We start from the raw sequence: 18,812 nt of genomic DNA, 5'->3' as shown, positions 1-18,812 counted from the left end.
GAACTTATAAACGGAATTACAAAATGAAAAAATATATTATACCTTTTTTAGCAGCACTTCTGGCATTGACAAGCTGCTATGACCTGGACAGGGCACCTTACGACCAGTTAAGCTCTTCGACCTTCTGGCAGACAGAAGATCAGTGTAAGTCAGGTTTGATGGGTGTGTATGCGTCCCTGAAAAACACCGACCTCTATGGTAAAATGTTTATGATCGACGTAAACTCGGATGTAGCAGTCGGCTACGACCAGTATGAAGCTCTACAACTGGGAACTTGTACACCGCGAACCAGTTTCCTCAACGGTAAATGGCAGAACGGATACAACGGCATCCAGCGTGCCAACCTCGCCATCCGCAGTATCGGTGAAGCACCTATAGACGAAACAGCAAAGAACCAGATGCTCGGTGAAGCCCATTTCCTCCGTGCCCTCATCTATTTCCATCTGATGGATTACTTCGGAGGTCTTCCTCTCTATGACGAAACGACCAATCTGGAACAGGATTTCAACGACCTGATGAATCCGAGAAGTTCTGCCGAAGAAACACGTGCTTTCATCATTGCAGACCTGGAAAAAGCGCAGAACTCAGGACTTCCGGATACATGGGATGCTGCCAATTACGGTCGTGTAACGAAATCTGCCGTAGAAGGATTATTGGGTAAGGTATATCTGTACAGTAAAAATTACGACAAAGCGATCGAACATCTGGAAAAATCGACCAGCGGTCATGAACTGTACGAAAGCTTCGCCGACTTGTTCAACCTGACAGGACACACCAGTTCGGAAATGATCTTCTCGATCATCAATCTGGGTGGTACAGGTAATGATTACGGTATGCCGCTATGCTTCTACGCCGGCACACGTAACTCATTCGGCAGTTGCTGGAATAACACCCTTCCTTCTGTCGACCTGGTCGACATGTATGAATATAAAGACGGACGTCCTTTCAACTGGGATGAATTGTTCCCGGGATATACAACCGACAATCAGGTACGTGAACGTGTATTCAGATGCACAGTGAACGATGCCGGCGACGAAATCCTCGATCAACCGGCAGAATCCGCAAAGATCCTGGAAATGTACGAACAACGTGACCCGCGTATGTCAGCTACAGTGATCGCTCCTTACAGCACTTATTTGGGATGGAACCGTAACGAAGAGCGCCTGATGACATTCATCTTTGCAAAAAACACCAAAGGAGATGTAGTAGCAGTGAACGAGAACAATGGTTTCATGCGTAATAATAAGGGAGGTTGGGAAACCTATTTCTGGAGAAAATTCGTACCGGAAGGAGACTGGAACGGTGCTATCACGAACCGCGAACATACACCTGTAAACTTCCCGATCATCCGCCTGGCTGATGTTTACCTGATGCTGGCAGAATGTTACAATGAAACCGGCAACCAGACTAAGGCGGTAGAATACATCAACAAAGTACGTGCCCGTGCGGGTATCGCATTATTGAACAGTGGTCCTTCTTATTTGGCAGCTAATTCGAAAGATGAAGTCTTCCAACGTATCTTCCGTGAAAGAGCCTATGAACTGGCTGGTGAAGGTGTTCGCGACAGCGACCTGCGCCGTTGGAAATTGTCACACACATTACTGAATCGCGAAGAATACGGTATCACCGGCAAGCGCCTGCTGACACGTGTATTCCGTGAAAACCGCGATTACTTGTGGCCTATCCCGGCAGAAGAAATAGAAATGAATGATCAGCTTGAACAGAATCCTAACTGGTAATTATTTATTTTCTGAATTATTTTGATCACCAGGTCAGATATAAGCAGAGGGTATGCTTTTAGAAGCATACCCTCTTTTGGTTAGTCAAATACACGAACTAATCTATCCAACCATCATTCTGTTTCAGATTATCATTCATCTGAATTTCAGTTCTCGGGATAGCCCAGTTATATAAATGATCGCCTCCCCATGAATAAGAACTTTGTACTTCTCCCCAAACCTGTTTCAGGCCGGCACCGTCGAATAATTTGCTTTTATGCCAGGTCTTCCAGCGCATTTCATCAAAGAAATTCACACCTTCACCGGCAAACTCCCAACGACGCTCATTGCGGATACGTTCACGCAAATTATCCTGCCCTGTCACCTGGGTATATTGATTGCTGTTCAACAAAGCAGCACCGGCACGTTCACGAACCTTATTGATCGCATCTACCGCTTCGCTCGTTTTATTCTGCTCGTTCAGACATTCAGCCAGAGACAGAAGCACATCGGCATACCGAATAATTGGAATATCGATCGGAGAATACTCGCGATTCGGTATTTCGGAAGAACCTTCCGCCACAAACTTACGGAACAGATAGTAGAAACGGTTGTTCGTATCGGTTCTCACATCATACGGTTCAGCATTGTCATATCCTCTGTACGGCCAACGCAAAGTATATACATAATCCGTATTACTGGAAGATCCGATATATTCTGCATACGGCGTCACTATAGTCGCTGCCAAACGCGGATCACGATTTCCATAAATGGCTTTTATACGTGCTTCATTTCCTGAAGGCAAATATTTGGACATATCAGCACCGTTAGCTGTTAAGGTATTTATTTCCGTTTCAGTCAAGCCGTCACGCAGGAAATAGACAGAGCGGGCAGCCGGAGACATTTCGTTATATCCGGGTAAATAATCATTCCAGTTAAACGGTTTCCCGTCTGCACATTCATACGTGTCGACAAAATCCGTGCTTGCCAGGTATGTATTCCAGCAAGAACCATAAGAGACACGAGAACCATAACGGAACGAGAAATTATTACCATAACCGCTCAAACCAATGCACTGCAAGGAGAAAATCATCTCATCGGACTGTTCGTTCGCTTCCTTAAACAGTTGCTTATATTCTCCCTTGAACAAGCCGTAACCCAACTCTCCGACTTTACGGAAATCGGCTTCTGCGCTTGCCCAGTTTTTCATCCACATATACGCTTTTCCACGCAATGCATACGCTGCTCCTTTTGTCGCACGTCCGTAATCACCCGAACCGGAAGCATATTTATCCGGGAAATCGGCTGTATTGATCGCATCTGTCAGGTCTGTGATAACCTGATTCCACACGGCTTCTTCCGTATCACGCCCTTTGGTGTAGCCTTCCAGTTCCGTCGGTTCCAGATACAAAGGAACTCCTTTATACATCATATTCAGCTTATAATAGAAATAGGCACGCATGAACTTCGATTCAGCCATCAATCGATTATACTTGGACTCGGCCAACGGAGCCTTCGACAAATTGGCTATCGCATCGTTCGTACGGCTGATTCCTTCATAATGAATTTTCCAATAATCGGAAAACTGGGAATTGCTCGTTGTGGCATTACCTCTCAATAGAGCATAATTTCCGTCACGATAATCTGCAGAAACACCATAGCTGTCGAATTTATGCAAATCGCCGGCAACATTGTCGGAACGCAAAACATTATAAATACCGTTTACGCCCATATCTGCCAGATTCTCTGTTGCCCACATATTTCCGGAAGAGATAGAATCATACGGATTCAGATCCATCAAATCTCCCTGACATCCTGTCAACAGAACAACGGCAGCTCCTGTTAAATATATATTTTTCAATAGTTTCATATTCTTTCTCGTTTTAATCTTTAAAATGTAACATTAACCCCGAATGCGAATTGTCTTAAAGAAGTATATTCAGGATATGCCCCCAATTCAGGATCTTGTCCCGGGTACTTTGTGATATTGAACACATTTTCAACAGAGACATACAAACGAAGATTATCCATGTATGCTTTCTTACTTATAGCAGCCGGCAATGTATAACCAACCGTCAGATTCTTCAATTTCAAGTAATTACCATTGAAAATATAAAGACTTGTCGCTTCCGTATTCTGATAGCCGCTTTCTCCATTCACCAGACGACCGTATTTTGCATTGATATTGGTACGCGGGTCAGAAGGATTTTCCGGATCATAGAAATAATGATCTTTGGCAATCTCTGTCGGTAAAGCCAAACCTACACGCGTTGTCGGTGAATTGTAACCAGTCGTAGCTCCCCAATAAAGGTTGAAACCGGCTGCACCAGCCCAGTTCATAGATATATCGATACCTTTCCACGCTGCCGACATTTGCAATCCGAAGTTGTATTTCGGGTCTTTGGATATGTTCATAAACTCACGGTCGTCCGTACCGCCATAAATTCCATCACCGTTTGCATCTGCATACACATAGTCGCCATACCAAAGACGATCTTTTTTTACCGTCTGATTCGGCATAAAGGTATAGCCTGCATCGATCATCGCCTTCAACCACTCCATATCGGTTTCAGTACGGATCATACCGTCAACCGGTCCACCGCCGATTCCATCAGCAGCATAACCTTTTCCGGAGCCCTGATATGGATTACGAGTATAAAACTCACCCTTAATATGGTCTTCCACTACCGGATCGATTGCCGAAGAACTGGATGCCACATCTCCGATATTGCTTACCCATTTACCATTTTCATCGTATCCTGCCTTCAACTTACCTTTGTAGTAGGTTACTTTATTCGGGGTGTAAGAGAAATTACCGTTTACAGAGTAACTTACTTCCCCAATTCTATCCTGCCATCCTAAGGTCAACTCGATACCTTTTTTCTTCATCTCGGCAATATTCTGGCGGGGAGCCGTCTTATTACCGACAGTGATATTGATAGAAGGTCTATACAAGATATCTTTCGTTTTATAGTTGAATACATCCATCGTGAAAGAAAGACGGTTATTCAAGGCATTCAAGTCAACGCCTACATTCGTCATCGTTGTTGTTTCCCAGGATAACATGGAATTGGCAATAGAGGTAGATGCCAGCCCGGATGCCAGAAGGCCACCGAACGGATAACGGGCAGAGCTATAAGTAGACTGATACTCATAGTTACCTACATCAGTGCCACCGTCATTACCTACAGAGCCGTATGAAGCACGGACCTTCAGGTTATCCAGCCAGTTCTTTGTATTTACCATAAAAGCCTCTTCCGAGATACGCCAGGCTGCAGAGAAAGAAGGGAAAGTACCCCAACGATAGTCCGGATGATAGCGGGAGTTTCCATCCCGTCGCAAGTTTGCTTCAAACAAATATCTGGATTTGTAGGCATAATTAATACGGCCAAAGAAAGAACGTCTGGACTTGTCGTAAGCACCACCGCCAATACTTTGCATTTCCGTTGCTGAACCCGGAGTGTGAACACTCGAATCGATCAAACCTTTTTTCTGGGCACTACGGGTATCCTGCTTGTAATAATATTCTTCATACCCCAGCATGATTCCAAAATCATGATCTTCCTTAATGGTTTTATTATAACGCAAAAGATTCTGAATCGTGTAACTGTAGTCTGCCCGGTTATAAAAATAGGTCGACATATCAGCCGGAGTAGTAGCCGGAGACATAACGGTTCCATCACTGAATTTTACCTTCTCAAACGGATTGGTCCAATTGGCATTGTCTTCCCAGTATCGCTTGTAGTTCAGATTAAAATCCCATGAAAGTCCTTCAATCGGAGATATACGGGAGAAAAGAGTCGTATTAAAGTTCGTCTTTTGTCTGTGTCCGTCCTGAGAAACCAGATAAGAGGCAATATTATTGGCTGTTGCACTCTCTTCCGGTGCTTCCGGATAACCGTATTGTCCGTTCCATTCCGGATAAACGCCCGGAGTTGTCTGACGCAGGAAGTTATTGGCATTATCGAAATGGCCGACCTCCTTGTCCTCCTGAGTCGCGAAAGTACGCGTTCCGACAGTTAGCCATTTAGCGATATCCGCTTCTATATTGGCACGCAAAGAATATTTCCGGATACCTGTATTTTTTACCAATCCCGGATTATCCAGATAACCGGCAGTCATCAATACGCGCAGCTTTTCCGTTCCGCCGGAAACAGAAACGTTATGGTCATTAATGATACCATGTTCAAACAAAACTTTCTGCCAATCCGTATTCGGATAAGCAATGTAATTCGGTACGCCATTCTCATTCAGCCCGTTCGGATCTGCCGATTTTTCGCGCCAGAGATCGATAGTGCTTTGTGCAAAATGTTTCGGCTGACCGATATTTTCAAACGATTCATTGATCCAGCCCATATAGTCCGCATAATTACTAACCTGATCGATCAGATTCGTCGGCTGGGCATAAGAAATACGTCCCGAATAAGAAACGGACAACTTTCCGGCTTTTCCTTTTTTGGTCGTAATCAAAATAACACCATTGGCTGCACGTGAACCATAAATAGAAGAAGATGCAGCATCTTTCAACACAGAAATACTCTCGATATCCTGCGGGTTTACCAGGTCCATGGAACCTTCCATTCCGTCAATCAATACCAGAGGGTCAGCGTTATTCAACGTACCGACACCACGGATACGAATAGTGGACCCGTCACTACCAGGATTACCGGAGCTCTGCATAACCTGTACACCTGCACTCAAACCAGCCAGTGCATTGGAAACATTCGTAATAGGTCTGGACAAAGCTTGTTCTTCAAAATTAACGGAAGAGACAGAACCGGTCAGGTTCACTTTCTTTTGTGTACCGTAACCTACTACTACTACTTCATCCAAGGCTTGTGTGTCTTCCTTCAGCTTAATAGTAAATGACGTTTGGTTTCCAACGGAGACCTGTTGCTCCGTATAACCGATGAAAGTAACGACCAAAACAGCATTAGGAGAAACATCCAGGTTAAAACTACCGTTCATATCGGTAATCGTTCCGTTTGTTGTACCTTTTTCAATAACATTGGCACCCGCGATAGGTCCCATGGCATCTTCTACTGTTCCGCTTACTTTTTTCTTTGCCTGCTGAGGTGAAGCGGCAAGTGCATCGGAAACAGGAATCTCGATTCCCTGATTGGCAGAGGCCATGCCTACGGATACCAGGAACATCGTAGCACCTATGAACATCTGCCTTGATAAATAAAAACGATTAAAATCCTTCGTCATAATAACACCAGATTTAGTTAATAAATAAATGTGTTTGCGCACACCAAATAATCCGAACTTGCTGTGCTAATAATATTAGTTTTGTCCGTTTCACATCAGAAAGGAAATAGTTCTGTATGAACTATGTACATTTATTTATTAACTAATTATTGTTTTTTCATCCGACAGAATGTTACAGAAAACCACGGAGGGCTTATAAAAGAAGAGATTATCTATTTGTCTTTCAATAGCAGAACGAATAAAAATGAGAGATCCTACCCAAACTGCCTTATGTAAATATTAATAGAAAAATGGTAAACCAAATGACTCTATTTACGGGATGAGCTATTCTGTTTCTACCCGCCTGGAAATTCGTAAGTAGGTGACAAATTGATGACAAGGAAAGTACATCCTTGATAACCAAATTATTATACTTGTGTTAATTTTTTAAGAATGGACAATAGATGCACCTATATTAGACAAAAATGCATGTTAATATATCATACAATACGTTATTTTTGCATCGTTCAGTTTCTTGCATTTTTAGGAACGTAGTCCATACAGAACTATATTCAGAATAAAAAAAAGGATAAGGTATTAGTCACTAACACCCTATCCTTTAAAGACTTTTCTATTAAAACTATTCCCAATAACCTTTATTCAGTTATCATTCTTTTTGCAAGAACTACAATTCAGTAGAAAAAACCATCTATTATATTACTTACAAGTCCAGTTTACACTATCAGATATATTGTTCTTCTTTTGTACAGCACGAGCCTCAACCGTATTTTCTCCATCCGTCAGATTTACACCTTTCCATACAAATGTAGCATACTTATCCGGTGTCTGTTTTCCTTGGCTTTTACCATTCACAAACAACTCAACCTCAGGTAGATTAGAAAATACCATCACATCAGTCACTTGCGTGGCGCGGTCGCGATGGCGACGGTTAGCGATGTAAACAAATTTATCGTCTTTGTTCCAGTTTGCTTTATAATAATAGAAAGCATCCTTCTTTACCTTACGGTCGAATGTAACCAACCCTTTATCGTTAATACCCGGACGATCCCCTTCCGTACGATGGGCAGCCCCAAAATCGAACAGGTTCCAGATGAAAGAACCCCAAACAAACGGACGTTCGGCAATAGCCTCCCAGTTACCCATATGATAGAATGTCTGGAAATTCTCCGGATGCCACCAACCGGAAGCTACACCCGGCTTAATAGAATCTTGCTGATGATAAATACTGGCACCTGCACCGTATTCACTAATGGCGATCTTATAATCCGGATGTGCTTTATGATTGGCATCCAGCCATTTTCCCATATCGGAGGGAGAACCTCCATACCAGCCGAAATACTGGTTCCAGGCAATCACATCAGTTATTTTACTGATATCGCTGTCATACGACAGGAAGCTGGCAGCCGTTGTCGGACGTGTCGGGTCTTCCTGGTGAGCCAGTTCATTCAGTTCCTTGATATATTCGATCGGATTGTCTCCATGTGTTTTCAATTCATTGAATAAGCCCCAAAAACAGATGGACGGGTGATTGTAATGCTGACGAATCAACTCTTTCAGTTGTTCTTTGCCGTTCTCACGGAAAGAGGGCAGATCGTTAAAACCTCTGTCCTGGTAACCGCCCGGTCCGATAAAGGGAATCTCCGCCCAGGTCACCATACCGTATTTATCCATTAAATCATAGAAATAAGTAGCCTGCGGATAATGTGCCAGACGGATGGCATTTGTACCCATCTCTGCAATAATGGCTGCATCTTCTTCATGGTGCTCTTTATATAGGGCATTCCCCCGTTCCGCACGGTCCTGGTGACGGCATACGCCATGCAGTTTCAGATGTTCGCCATTCAGGAAGAAACCTTTCTCTGCGTCAACATGATAGAAACGCAATCCCAACGGCTGTTCCACTTTATCTATTTCTTTTCCGCCAGCGAGCAAAGTAACCTCCGCACGATACATGAACGGATCTTTCCTGCCGTTCCACAGATGCGGGTTCTTTATGGTAAATTCCAAACCGGCTGTATGTACTTGCTGAGCATCTACAGTCAGATTCAGATCCTGTTGCTGTACAATTTTATCTGCATCCCATATCTTTACATTCACCTGCACCGGTACCTTCTCCGACGAACTATTCGATACAAGTACCTTAGCCTTTACATCAGCCTGTTCTTTCGTTACCTTTTGCTGTATCAGATAAACGCCGGGAGATGCATAATCGGTCAATGAAATATGTACCGGATCCGTAATGATCAGGTTGACATCCCGATAAATGCCGCCATAGAAATTGAAATCGCCGACCAACGGCATAATATCCAGTTGCAGGGCGTTATTCACCTTTACCAGTATCTTATTTTCGACACCATATTCTACTTTATCTGTTATTTCAAAAACGAAAGCGCCATAACCACCACGGTGTTCTCCCAGACAAACGGAATTTACAAAAACTGTAGCGATCGTATTAACTCCTTCAAAGCGCAGGAATAAACGTTTACCTTTCCACTCCGGTTTCACGAACAATGTTTTCTCATAATTTCCCATTCCACGATAATAATCCTGTTTTCCGGAAAGGGCATCACCGCTATTCCAGGTATGTGGAAGGTTGACGCGCTGCTCGCTATTCTTCTGCACCTGATGCGAAAAACGGAACATCCAGTCATTATTTAAAAGTATCTCCTTACGGGAGGCATAAGTTAATGTACTGCACAACACCAGCAGTAAACCGATAAGAATGTGTTTCATGTTATTTATTTCTTTATTCCGATAGCAAAGATAAAACGAACCTTTCAGGAAGAAAGGCACTTTTTGTCTAAGATAAGGTACTTTTTTGTCCAAATATGGCTTTTTCACGATTGATGGTTATCAAAAGAATCGGATCGCATAGGCAAAAAAAATCCGGATATTTCTATCCGGACCTTTACCTAGTATTTATGAATTATAATTACATGGCCTGTTCTCCGCCACCCTGGTTATTTTCTCCGCCGCCTTTCGAGTCATCATTACTGATACCACGACGTACTTTCTTGATCTGTCCCTTCATCGTACCGAAACGGTAGGATATACTGAAACGGAATTCACGGGCACTGCGCCAGTTGGTCGATACATCATGGAAACCGTCTCCCTTGGTGGTCGTTTCCATCTTCATGGTTTTCCAGAACGGATTATTTGCTCCCAAAGAAACAGACAATTTCTTTTTCAGGAAATCCTTGCTGACATTCAAACCGGCAAAATAGAACGGAGACATTTCACTTTGTAATTGAATCCACGGACTGAAATATCCACCGTTCAGGTTGATACGGAAATCTTTCGGCAGCGTAAACTGCGTACCGGCAAAGATTCGTCCGCTGACACCGTCTTTTTCCTTATTCAGAGTAGGAGCTTTCATGCTTACATAATCCAAACCTCCGTTCATATAAATACGGAACCAGGTAGTCGGAGACCAGTTACCATACAAAAACATACCAACCTGCTGCTTCTTACCTACGTTATCGTAGGTACTCCACATAGCACCATTATACTGTGAACGAGGATCGCTTTCCGGGAAATTGGCAGTAAATGTGTGACGTTCGATCGGATTATTAACGAATGTATAGCTCAAACTGGCATTGATACTGAACTTCTGAGTAAACTTACTGAAGTTTAAGTTGACATTATTACTCTTTTCAGAATCCAGGTTCGGATTACCCTGAGAGATATTCTGAGGATTGACATCATTGATATAAGGATTCAGATACCAGATACCCGGACGCTGGATTCTCATATTATATCCTAAACGAATCTGGGTAGACATATCCAATTGATAAGTTAATGTAGCATTCGGAACCACATCAAAATAATTAGAATTGAAATCCATATCCGGTTTCAAAGCAAACTTGGCATCCAGGCTTGTTCCTTCTCCACGAACACCTGCTTTGATTCCGAATTTATCCAGACGAACCAAATAACCCAAATAAGCTGAATAAATATGCTGTGTATGATGGAATTGGCTATTGTCTCTCTTTTGGTCTACCCAAATACCTGTTTCACCATCATAAACTTGTTCCAACGTATTACTCTTATTCTGACGGTTGATGTATTTTACACCAGCCTCAAGCGTCTGTTTATTAAAAAGAGGTGTAGTATAGTCAACCTGTCCGGTATGTTCGATAGTGGAAGCATCATTGATATTCCATTTCGGATAATCTTTTTCCATATAATAAGTGACCACATCAGACAACTCTGTTTTGCTTTCATTATCATTAGGAGACTGGCTGAAACGATAAGAGATTGTCAGCAATTCATCTTTTTTAGAGGTAGAGTGTTGATAGTCTACATTCAAGTCAGTCGATCCAAAAGTACTTTCAGAGTTACTATTACGATGATACCGATAAATTGGAGCAGTCTGTTCATTGATTCCAACATTCATAGGATTCAATACAGCATCCAATTCGGAAAGATTCTCTGATTTTCCACGAAAGAGATTAGCCCCCACGCTTATCAGGTTAAGCGTATCGATTTCGTAACTGGCTTCCAGATAACCGTACTGGAACGGTCCTTTATACTTGCTGCGTCCGTCCTCTATTAATTTAGTCGGTCCGTCTTCAGCCAAGCGATCCTTATCCGTTTCACGTTCACTATGAGAATCATTCCAGGGAGAATTTCTTTTATTATACCCATAGTTAGCAGTAAGCCCCAGGCTTCCGACCTTCAACGAGACATAACCGCCACCGCCAAAGCTACCCAGTGAACTGGCATTGGCACGAACTGTTCCTGTATATCCCTGCATGGCGTTTTTAGTCGTGATAATATTGATAATACCACCGACGCCTTCCGCATCATATTTTGATCCCGGATCGGTAATGACTTCGATATTCTTGATAGAACTGGCAGGCATACTTTTCAATACATCTGAAGCATTTTCACCGCTCAACAGGTTTGAAGGTTTGCCATTCATATAAATCTTATAGTTTGAAGATCCCTTCAACTGTATCTTGTCTTCACCGTCGACAGTCACCATCGGCACTTTACGGAACATTTCCAAGGCATTGCTGGTCTTAGCTTCCGGGTCATCATCCAGGCTATACGTAATTTTATCCACTTCCACCGTTACCAATGGCTTTTGGGCAACAACGGTTACTTCATTCAATTGCTGGGTATCGTCATTCATATACAACTTACCCAAATCCAGGCTTTTCTTGTTTTCAGACAAGGTGAAATACTTTACAGCCGGAACTTTTCCCAGCGACTGCATGGATATGATGTACTTTCCGGGTTGTTTCAGGGTAGTGGTAAACTTACCGTCATCATCACAAGCCAACAATTTAACCGCTTTCTGAGGGGCACTAGCCAAAGCGATGTTCAACGTTGCATAAGGAACTGTTTCATTAGACAAGGAATCAACAACTTGTCCCTTGATCGTGTAATCAGCGGCATTCTGGCTTTGTGCATATAAAGGCACAACCATCATCAACACCAACACTAAGTAGAGCAGTTTTTCTTTCATCAAATTTAAAGAATTTAGAGGTTATCGATTGATTTATTATTCAAATACTATTTAATTCAAGTGTGAACCCGATGCAAATGTAGAAGTTTCTACGAAACGTTCGTATTCATCAGAATTAAAGAATCGTAAAAGATGTATTTTGCTGTTTGCTTAGATGAATTTCTTTTAAATTTGTCAGACTTACTATTAATAAATATAGATATGAGAAAGATTTCATTCTTTTTAACCGCTTTATTAGTCATTTCCGTTATGAATGCACAGGATCTCAAAGTTATTAAACTCAATGCTCCGGACAAGACACGCGGAGCCGCCGTCATGAAAGCCTTTTCCGACCGTCACTCCGACCGTGAATATGCTTCCAAAGAATTAACTGCTCAGGATCTTTCCGATTTGTTATGGGCAGCCAACGGTATTAATCGTACAGATGGAAAACGTACGGCTCCTTCGGCTTTAAACAAGCAGGACATCGACGTTTATGTGATCATGAAGGATGGCGCTTATCTGTATGATGCCAAAGCACATGCATTAACACCGATAGCCGAAGGCGATCACCGTGGGGCTGTAGGTGCCGGACAGGATTTTGTAAAAGAGGCACCGGTTTCTCTTGTTCTGGTATCTGACCTGTCCCGTTTTGGAAATGTAGGAGAGCATACCAAGCTGATGGCAGCCATGGATGCAGGTATTGTATCGCAGAATATCAATTTGTGTTGTGCCGGAATCGGATTATCGACTGTTCCCAGAGCCACCATGGACCAAGCTGCTTTGAAAAAGATACTCAAATTATCAGACAGTCAGGTATTGATGATGAATAATCCGGTGGGGTATCCGAAATAAGAACGGATACCGGTCGAATAGCCAAAACCTTTTTTCACAAATGAATTGAAGATTATTATGTACATTTGCCGAAAATTTGACAAAATGCCTACAATTTTCATAGCCCTCTTTTGCGCTTATCTAGCAGGGAATATCTATATATTCACCAGGGGGGCACAAGCTCTCGTTGCTCAACCTTTTGGTGTGAAAGTGCTTCTGACAGTTCTATTCTGGAGTTGTGCGCTTTCCTTCGCCGTCAGTATGCTGGCTAGAAATGTAAAATATCCGGATGTATTGGCACATACGATCCATGAAGTGGGAACAGGCTGGCTGGTATTTACCTTATATATGGTATTATTCCTGGTAGCATTCGATATATTCAAACTTTTCAACGGGGGTTTTAAATATGGGTTCTACATCTCTTTACTACTGACTTTAAGCCTGTTAAGCTATGGGTATTATCATTATCAACATCCGAAGACAGAAGTTATCAACATAGTTATCAACAAGGTTGTCAACAACGATTCCTCCCCGATGAAAGCGGTTGCCATAAGCGATATTCACCTGGGTTACGGAACAAACAAGGCACAACTGAAGAAATATGTAAACATGATCAATGCCGAAAAGCCGGATTTGATTCTGATCGGCGGCGATTTGATAGATAATAGCGTAACGCCCCTTTATACGGAGAATATGCAGGAAGAACTATCACAATTGAAAGCACCGCAGGGTATTTATATGGTTCCCGGAAATCATGAATACATCAGCGGAATAAAGAAAAGTGCCGAATTTATCCAGTCGACACCGATTCAACTCTTACGTGATACGGTAATCACGCTTCCCAACGGAGTGCAGATTGCCGGACGCGACGACCGTCACAATCCGTCACGCTTGTCTCTCCGGACATTATCACAAAACATTAACCCGGCCCAGCCTGTTATCCTTTTGGATCATCAACCATACGACCTGCAGAATACCGAAAAAGCCGGTATAGACTTACAGTTCAGCGGACATACGCATCGCGGACAGATCTGGCCGATGAGCCTGCTGACCGACTACCTGTTCCAGCAAAGTCACGGATACAGGCAATGGGGAAACAGTCATGTTTATGTATCTTCGGGCTTATCGCTCTGGGGACCTCCTTTCCGGATCGGCACAAACAGTGAAATGGTGGTATTCAATATTGCATTCAAGTAAGGCAAGCAAGATATGAAAGTCTTTATTCAATCGATCGTAGCACAACTGTTGTTGAATCCCTACATCTTTTGGCGGGGTTACCAGGCACTACCAGCTAAAAAAAGCTGGCGTATTCCGTATACACTGTTCTTCGTGCTTGAGCTGGCTCTTTATTTTTTCGGCTTTATTTTCCGTAAAGAGTTGCCGGATACGCTCATGACAACCATCCAATATATCTGCAACACCTGGTATATCGCATCCATTTATATCACTCTTTCCTTGTTGACTCTGGAAGTGATCCGGTTGTCGAACCGTTTCTTCCATTGGTTTCCGGGGTGGATCACCCGTCATTGGAAACAAACGAAACTGACATTGTTTTTCGTGATCATTGCCGGTGTTTCCGGACTGATGGTCAAAGCGTACCGGACTGTCGCCTACCCGACCGTCAAAGAAGTATATGTCACGCTACCGAAAGGCAGCAGCGAGCGAGATAGCCTTACCGTGGTGATGATGAGCGATCTCCATATAGGAGAAGTGATAGGAAAGAAAATGGTACAACGATATGTGGCTTTAAGCAATGCACAGCATCCGGATATGGTCGTATTGGTCGGTGACATTATGGATTATGAATCGCGTTTTGCTGAAATGGAGCATATCGAGGATGATCTCCAACAATTAAAAGCACCTTTGGGTGTATATGTCGTGAATGGTAATCATGAATACCGCGCCAACCGTTTCGCAAAATATCGTTGGCTGGCAAAAACCGGTGCCACACTGTTGGTCGATTCGGTCGTACAGCCGGATTCTTCGTTTTATCTGATCGGTAGGGATGATTATATCAATAAAAAGCGAAATGCTTTACATACTTTAATGGCTGACATCGATACCACTAAACCGATTATCGTACTGGATCATCAACCCTGGTCGTTTGCCGAAATGGCGATGAACGGTGTCGATCTCGGTCTTCATGGTCATACTCATAACGGTCAACTCTGGCCCTATCCTTTATTAATGAAGCTGATCTACGAATGCCCGTACGGCTATCATAAAAAAGGGCCGACCCAATTTTATGTTTCATCAGGTATCGGAATAGCCGGTCCGCCTTACCGGGTTGGAACAGTTTCTGAACTGGTTGTACTGCATATTAAATTTAAGTAAGAAAGTTTCTACCCCAACAAAAAAGGGAGTAAACCTTTTTGCTTACTCCCTTTCCATATTCAGTTAAGACTATTATCCTATAGTTTGATCGAACACATATGCAATATTTCCACCATTGGATGCTTTGGGTTTATCTTCAGTCGGGACAGTTCCTTCCTCTGGAGTGCTCAATGTCTTATTATATAGCTCCTGATCGCCCAAAACTTCGATGGCTTTCTCCAGCACTTCGTCCTCTTTCAGGCTTTCCTGTAACTCACCTTTCTGATAATAATAACGCTTCACTATTTCTGAAGCCATAAGTTTCTTGATCTGATCTTTGTAATGATTAAAGTCACGTTCCAAATCCGGTGTTAAACGATTTTCCAGTTCTTTAAAAATGGTAGAATCGCTATCCATATATCCTTCAAACTTGGCAACCTCCTTCAAATTTTTCAGAACCTTCTCACTCTGACGATCGTATGTAAAATTCTTTTCCTTTGCATAGTTTTTGAATGCTTCAAAATCTTCGTCAGAAACAGTAAACTCTTCTACCGGGGGAATAGTCTTATGCTTCTGTGCCCAGTCCGTAACGAAATCCATCAAAATAAAATCAGTTGCCAAATAATACATCATTGTCGGCATCTCTTCCTCTTCTATCTCAAACTCAGGACGTACTCCACCACCGTCACGAACCGGACGCCCCTTGGATGTATAGAATACAGAAGTCAAGCTATCCGGTATGGCATCCACACTGCCGTCTGCCTTCCGATGCGAATAGTCCATCTGTTGAATACAACGTCCGCTGGGGATATAGTATTTACTCATAGTCACTTTCAAACGTCCTTCATAAGGCAGCTCACGAGTAGACTGTACCAAACCTTTGCCATACGACCGCTGTCCTACCAATACAGCACGATCCATATCCTGCAAAGCACCGGACACGATCTCAGCTGCTGAGGCAGAGTTCCCATTGATCAGTACCACCATCGGCATAACTGTATCGATCGGCTCAGTCGAAGTACGATACGTACGGTCCCATTGACTGATCTTTCCCTTGGTCGATACTACTTCTTTCCCTTTCGGAACAAACATTCCGACTATCTGTGCAGCACTTTCCAGCAAACCACCAGGATTATTCCGCAAATCTAGCACCAACGATTTGATCTGATGGTTCTTCTTCAAATCTTCCAAAGCTGCTTTTACCTCCTGCGCACTCTTGTCTGTAAAACTTTTCAGATAAATATATCCGACACCATCACCCCGTACACCATAATACGTAACCTGATCTACCAGGATCTGCTTACGTATCAGTTCCACTTCGCGAGGTTTCTTTTCATTCGGACGCTGTATCTTCAAAACCATTTTGGTATTGGGTACGCCTTTCAGCAACTCGCTTACTTCACTGGATGTTTTATTGCTCGTATCCACCGTATCGATAGCCAGGATACGGTCTCCCGCTTTCAGACCGGCTAACGCAGCAGGCATTCCTTCGAAAGGCTCGGTCACATACACTCCGCCCTCTTTACGTTCACGGATATAAGAACCGATACCGCCATACTCACCCGTCGTCATTATCTTCAGTTCATCCATATCCTGTTCCGGATAATAGACCGTATAAGGATCCAGACCGCCCAACATGGCGTTGATTCCTCTGCGAACTGTCTTCTCTACATCGACCGAGTCCACATAAAACATTTCAACTTCTTTCACCAGGGCATTGAAAATGTCCAGGTTCTTACTTACTTCAAAGCGATTATCTTTCTGAGCTTGTGCAGGTATAACGCTCCCAGCCAGGAGCAGTAAACAAAACAAACCTATCAATCTTTCTCGTCGTATCTGCTTAAACATAGAATATTTAGTTAATTAACGATGTAAATGTATACATAAAACCCTTTTCAGGATACTATCGCATCTACTTTTAACTTTATTTGTTCCCATTTATCATCCGGTATCTGCGCCCCGATCACGTCTATGATATACCCAGCCAAAAGGGAGCCGATGTGGGCAGATTGCTCCAAAGAGGCACCTACAGATTGTCCGTACAGGAACCCGGCAGCGAAATGATCGCCAGCTCCTGTCGTATCGACAGGCTTGCCGCCCTCAGCCGGGACTGCAATAATCTGTCCGTTACTACCGACCAACGCTCCTTCCTTTCCTAAGGTAACCAAAGAAACCCCAACCATTCCGGAAAGTACTTTAACAGCCTCCTGAGCCTTCAATCCGGTAAAAGCTTCCGCTTCACTCTCATTGGAAAACAGAATGTCCACATATTTAGGAATAATATCATCCAGCAAGCCTTTAAAAGCATTGACGATATTAAAGTTTGATAAATCGAGAGCTACTTTCAAACCCAGCTTTTTAGCTTTTTGCATGGTGGTACGGACCAGTTCCTCGTTTACCAGCAAATAACCTTCTATATATATACAATTGTATAGGCTTAAAATCTCTTCTTTGATCTCCTCCGGAGTAATTGTCGGAGCCGGTCCCAGGAATGTTCCCATAGATCGTTCGCCGTCCTTAGAGATCAGGACCGTACAACTGCCGGATATCCCCTCCGTCTTTATAAAATAAGGAGTCACATTCACATCCTTCAATGCTTTTTCATAATACTCACCCACAGAATCCGTTCCTATCTTTCCGATAAAACCGGTATTTGCCCCCAGGCAAGCCATGGCGCGCATCGTGTTACAAACCGAGCCGCCCGGAGCCTGGCTTCTCTCAAGGCGTTCCTGTGTTTTACGGATAGCGATCATCTGTTCCTGGTTGATCATATCCATTGCACCTTTCTTTATACCGACTTTTGTAAGTACATCATCACTATCCAACTGTAGTAAAACGTCCACTAAAGCGTTTCCTAAGCCTATTGTATTCATTTTTTCAATTTTTTTCTGCAAAGATATTGCATATTTCAAAAAGAACCTCTACTTTTGCAGTGCAATTTCAGAAAGGGATGCAACAAGTCCCTGAATGGTTGAAAATTCTTCCTTAGCTCAGTTGGTTAGAGCATCTGACTGTTAATCAGAGGGTCCTTGGTTCAAGTCCAAGAGGAAGAGCAAAAAGACATCGGGAAAGACTGAAAAACATATTCTTCCTTAGCTCAGTTGGTTAGAGCATCTGACTGTTAATCAGAGGGTCCTTGGTTCAAGTCCAAGAGGAAGAGCTGAAAAAGACATCGGGAAAGACTGAAAAGACATATTTTCTTCCTTAGCTCAGTTGGTTAGAGCATCTGACTGTTAATCAGAGGGTCCTTGGTTCAAGTCCAAGAGGAAGAGCAAAAAAAGAGA

10 protein-coding genes and 3 tRNA genes are annotated in these 18,812 nt (G+C 43.0%); 7 read left to right on the top strand and 6 right to left on the bottom strand.

Annotated elements, in window-relative coordinates; translation table 11 throughout:
• The first annotated feature begins 23 nt into the window (after window positions 1-23).
• Window positions 24-1,739, top strand: coding sequence for a RagB/SusD family nutrient uptake outer membrane protein (locus P3L47_RS09740; protein ID WP_277783477.1), 1,716 nt, complete (start codon window positions 24-26; stop codon window positions 1,737-1,739).
• A gap of 97 nt (window positions 1,740-1,836) precedes the next feature.
• On the opposite strand, the gene P3L47_RS09735 is transcribed toward P3L47_RS09740, so the two are convergent.
• The 4 genes from P3L47_RS09735 to P3L47_RS09720 all read right to left on the bottom strand — a co-directional run bounded on the left by P3L47_RS09735 (window position 1,837) and on the right by P3L47_RS09720 (window position 12,402).
• Window positions 1,837-3,588: a RagB/SusD family nutrient uptake outer membrane protein gene (locus P3L47_RS09735; RefSeq protein WP_277783476.1), complete on the bottom strand. Its 1,752-nt coding sequence runs from the start codon at window positions 3,586-3,588 to the stop codon at window positions 1,837-1,839.
• Between the two features lie 20 nt (window positions 3,589-3,608).
• A complete protein-coding gene (locus tag P3L47_RS09730) occupies window positions 3,609-6,929 on the bottom strand; it encodes a SusC/RagA family TonB-linked outer membrane protein (RefSeq protein WP_277783475.1) in 3,321 nt (1,106 codons plus the stop codon).
• Window positions 6,930-7,625: 696 nt separating this feature from the next.
• Window positions 7,626-9,662, bottom strand: coding sequence for a beta-glucuronidase LacZ4 (gene lacZ4 / locus P3L47_RS09725; protein ID WP_122362921.1), 2,037 nt, complete (start codon window positions 9,660-9,662; stop codon window positions 7,626-7,628).
• A gap of 199 nt (window positions 9,663-9,861) precedes the next feature.
• On the bottom strand, window positions 9,862-12,402 hold the full coding sequence (locus P3L47_RS09720; RefSeq protein ID WP_277783474.1) for a TonB-dependent receptor: 2,541 nt from the start codon (window positions 12,400-12,402) through the stop codon (window positions 9,862-9,864).
• Between the two features lie 201 nt (window positions 12,403-12,603).
• Between P3L47_RS09720 and P3L47_RS09715 the strand changes: the two genes are divergently transcribed.
• The 3 genes from P3L47_RS09715 (at window position 12,604) to P3L47_RS09705 (ending at window position 15,549) form a co-directional block, all read left to right on the top strand.
• Window positions 12,604-13,236: a SagB/ThcOx family dehydrogenase gene (locus P3L47_RS09715; protein ID WP_277783473.1), complete on the top strand. Its 633-nt coding sequence runs from the start codon at window positions 12,604-12,606 to the stop codon at window positions 13,234-13,236.
• 84 nt (window positions 13,237-13,320) lie between these two features.
• On the top strand, window positions 13,321-14,412 hold the full coding sequence (locus P3L47_RS09710) for a metallophosphoesterase (RefSeq protein WP_277783472.1): 1,092 nt from the start codon (window positions 13,321-13,323) through the stop codon (window positions 14,410-14,412).
• A 12-nt stretch (window positions 14,413-14,424) separates the two neighbouring features.
• Window positions 14,425-15,549: a metallophosphoesterase gene (locus P3L47_RS09705; RefSeq protein WP_122362811.1), complete on the top strand. Its 1,125-nt coding sequence runs from the start codon at window positions 14,425-14,427 to the stop codon at window positions 15,547-15,549.
• Between the two features lie 72 nt (window positions 15,550-15,621).
• On the opposite strand, the gene P3L47_RS09700 is transcribed toward P3L47_RS09705, so the two are convergent.
• Both P3L47_RS09700 and P3L47_RS09695 read right to left on the bottom strand, forming a co-directional pair.
• Window positions 15,622-17,376 carry a S41 family peptidase gene (locus tag P3L47_RS09700; protein WP_277783471.1) on the bottom strand — a complete coding sequence of 585 codons (1,755 nt, stop codon included), beginning with the start codon at window positions 17,374-17,376 and terminating at the stop codon, window positions 15,622-15,624.
• Window positions 17,377-17,423: 47 nt separating this feature from the next.
• A complete protein-coding gene (locus P3L47_RS09695; protein ID WP_122362809.1) occupies window positions 17,424-18,401 on the bottom strand; it encodes an adenosine kinase in 978 nt (325 codons plus the stop codon).
• Between the two features lie 106 nt (window positions 18,402-18,507).
• Between P3L47_RS09695 and P3L47_RS09690 the strand changes: the two genes are divergently transcribed.
• The 3 genes from P3L47_RS09690 to P3L47_RS09680 all read left to right on the top strand — a co-directional run bounded on the left by P3L47_RS09690 (window position 18,508) and on the right by P3L47_RS09680 (window position 18,800).
• A tRNA-Asn gene (locus P3L47_RS09690) sits at window positions 18,508-18,581 on the top strand.
• Between the two features lie 33 nt (window positions 18,582-18,614).
• Window positions 18,615-18,688: transfer RNA gene (locus tag P3L47_RS09685), tRNA-Asn, on the top strand.
• Between the two features lie 38 nt (window positions 18,689-18,726).
• A tRNA-Asn gene (locus P3L47_RS09680) sits at window positions 18,727-18,800 on the top strand.
• The last annotated feature ends 12 nt before the right edge of the window (window positions 18,801-18,812 follow it).

Source organism: Parabacteroides chongii, from assembly GCF_029581355.1.
Lineage (GTDB): Bacteria > Bacteroidota > Bacteroidia > Bacteroidales > Tannerellaceae > Parabacteroides > Parabacteroides chongii.
This window is presented reverse-complemented; position numbering and strand designations above follow the sequence as displayed.

Excerpts from the sequence above, each read along its gene's own strand:
- P3L47_RS09700 (WP_277783471.1), bottom strand. The coding sequence starts at position 17,376 with ATGTTTAAGCAGATACGACGAGAAAGATTGATAGGTTTGTTTTGTTTA.
- P3L47_RS09705 (WP_122362811.1), top strand. The coding sequence starts at position 14,425 with ATGAAAGTCTTTATTCAATCGATCGTAGCACAACTGTTGTTGAATCCC.
- P3L47_RS09730 (WP_277783475.1), bottom strand. The coding sequence starts at position 6,929 with ATGACGAAGGATTTTAATCGTTTTTATTTATCAAGGCAGATGTTCATA.
- P3L47_RS09720 (WP_277783474.1), bottom strand. The coding sequence starts at position 12,402 with ATGAAAGAAAAACTGCTCTACTTAGTGTTGGTGTTGATGATGGTTGTG.
- P3L47_RS09715 (WP_277783473.1), top strand. The coding sequence starts at position 12,604 with ATGAGAAAGATTTCATTCTTTTTAACCGCTTTATTAGTCATTTCCGTT.
- P3L47_RS09740 (WP_277783477.1), top strand. The coding sequence starts at position 24 with ATGAAAAAATATATTATACCTTTTTTAGCAGCACTTCTGGCATTGACA.
- P3L47_RS09695 (WP_122362809.1), bottom strand. The coding sequence starts at position 18,401 with ATGAATACAATAGGCTTAGGAAACGCTTTAGTGGACGTTTTACTACAG.
- lacZ4 (WP_122362921.1), bottom strand. The coding sequence starts at position 9,662 with ATGAAACACATTCTTATCGGTTTACTGCTGGTGTTGTGCAGTACATTA.
- P3L47_RS09710 (WP_277783472.1), top strand. The coding sequence starts at position 13,321 with ATGCCTACAATTTTCATAGCCCTCTTTTGCGCTTATCTAGCAGGGAAT.
- P3L47_RS09735 (WP_277783476.1), bottom strand. The coding sequence starts at position 3,588 with ATGAAACTATTGAAAAATATATATTTAACAGGAGCTGCCGTTGTTCTG.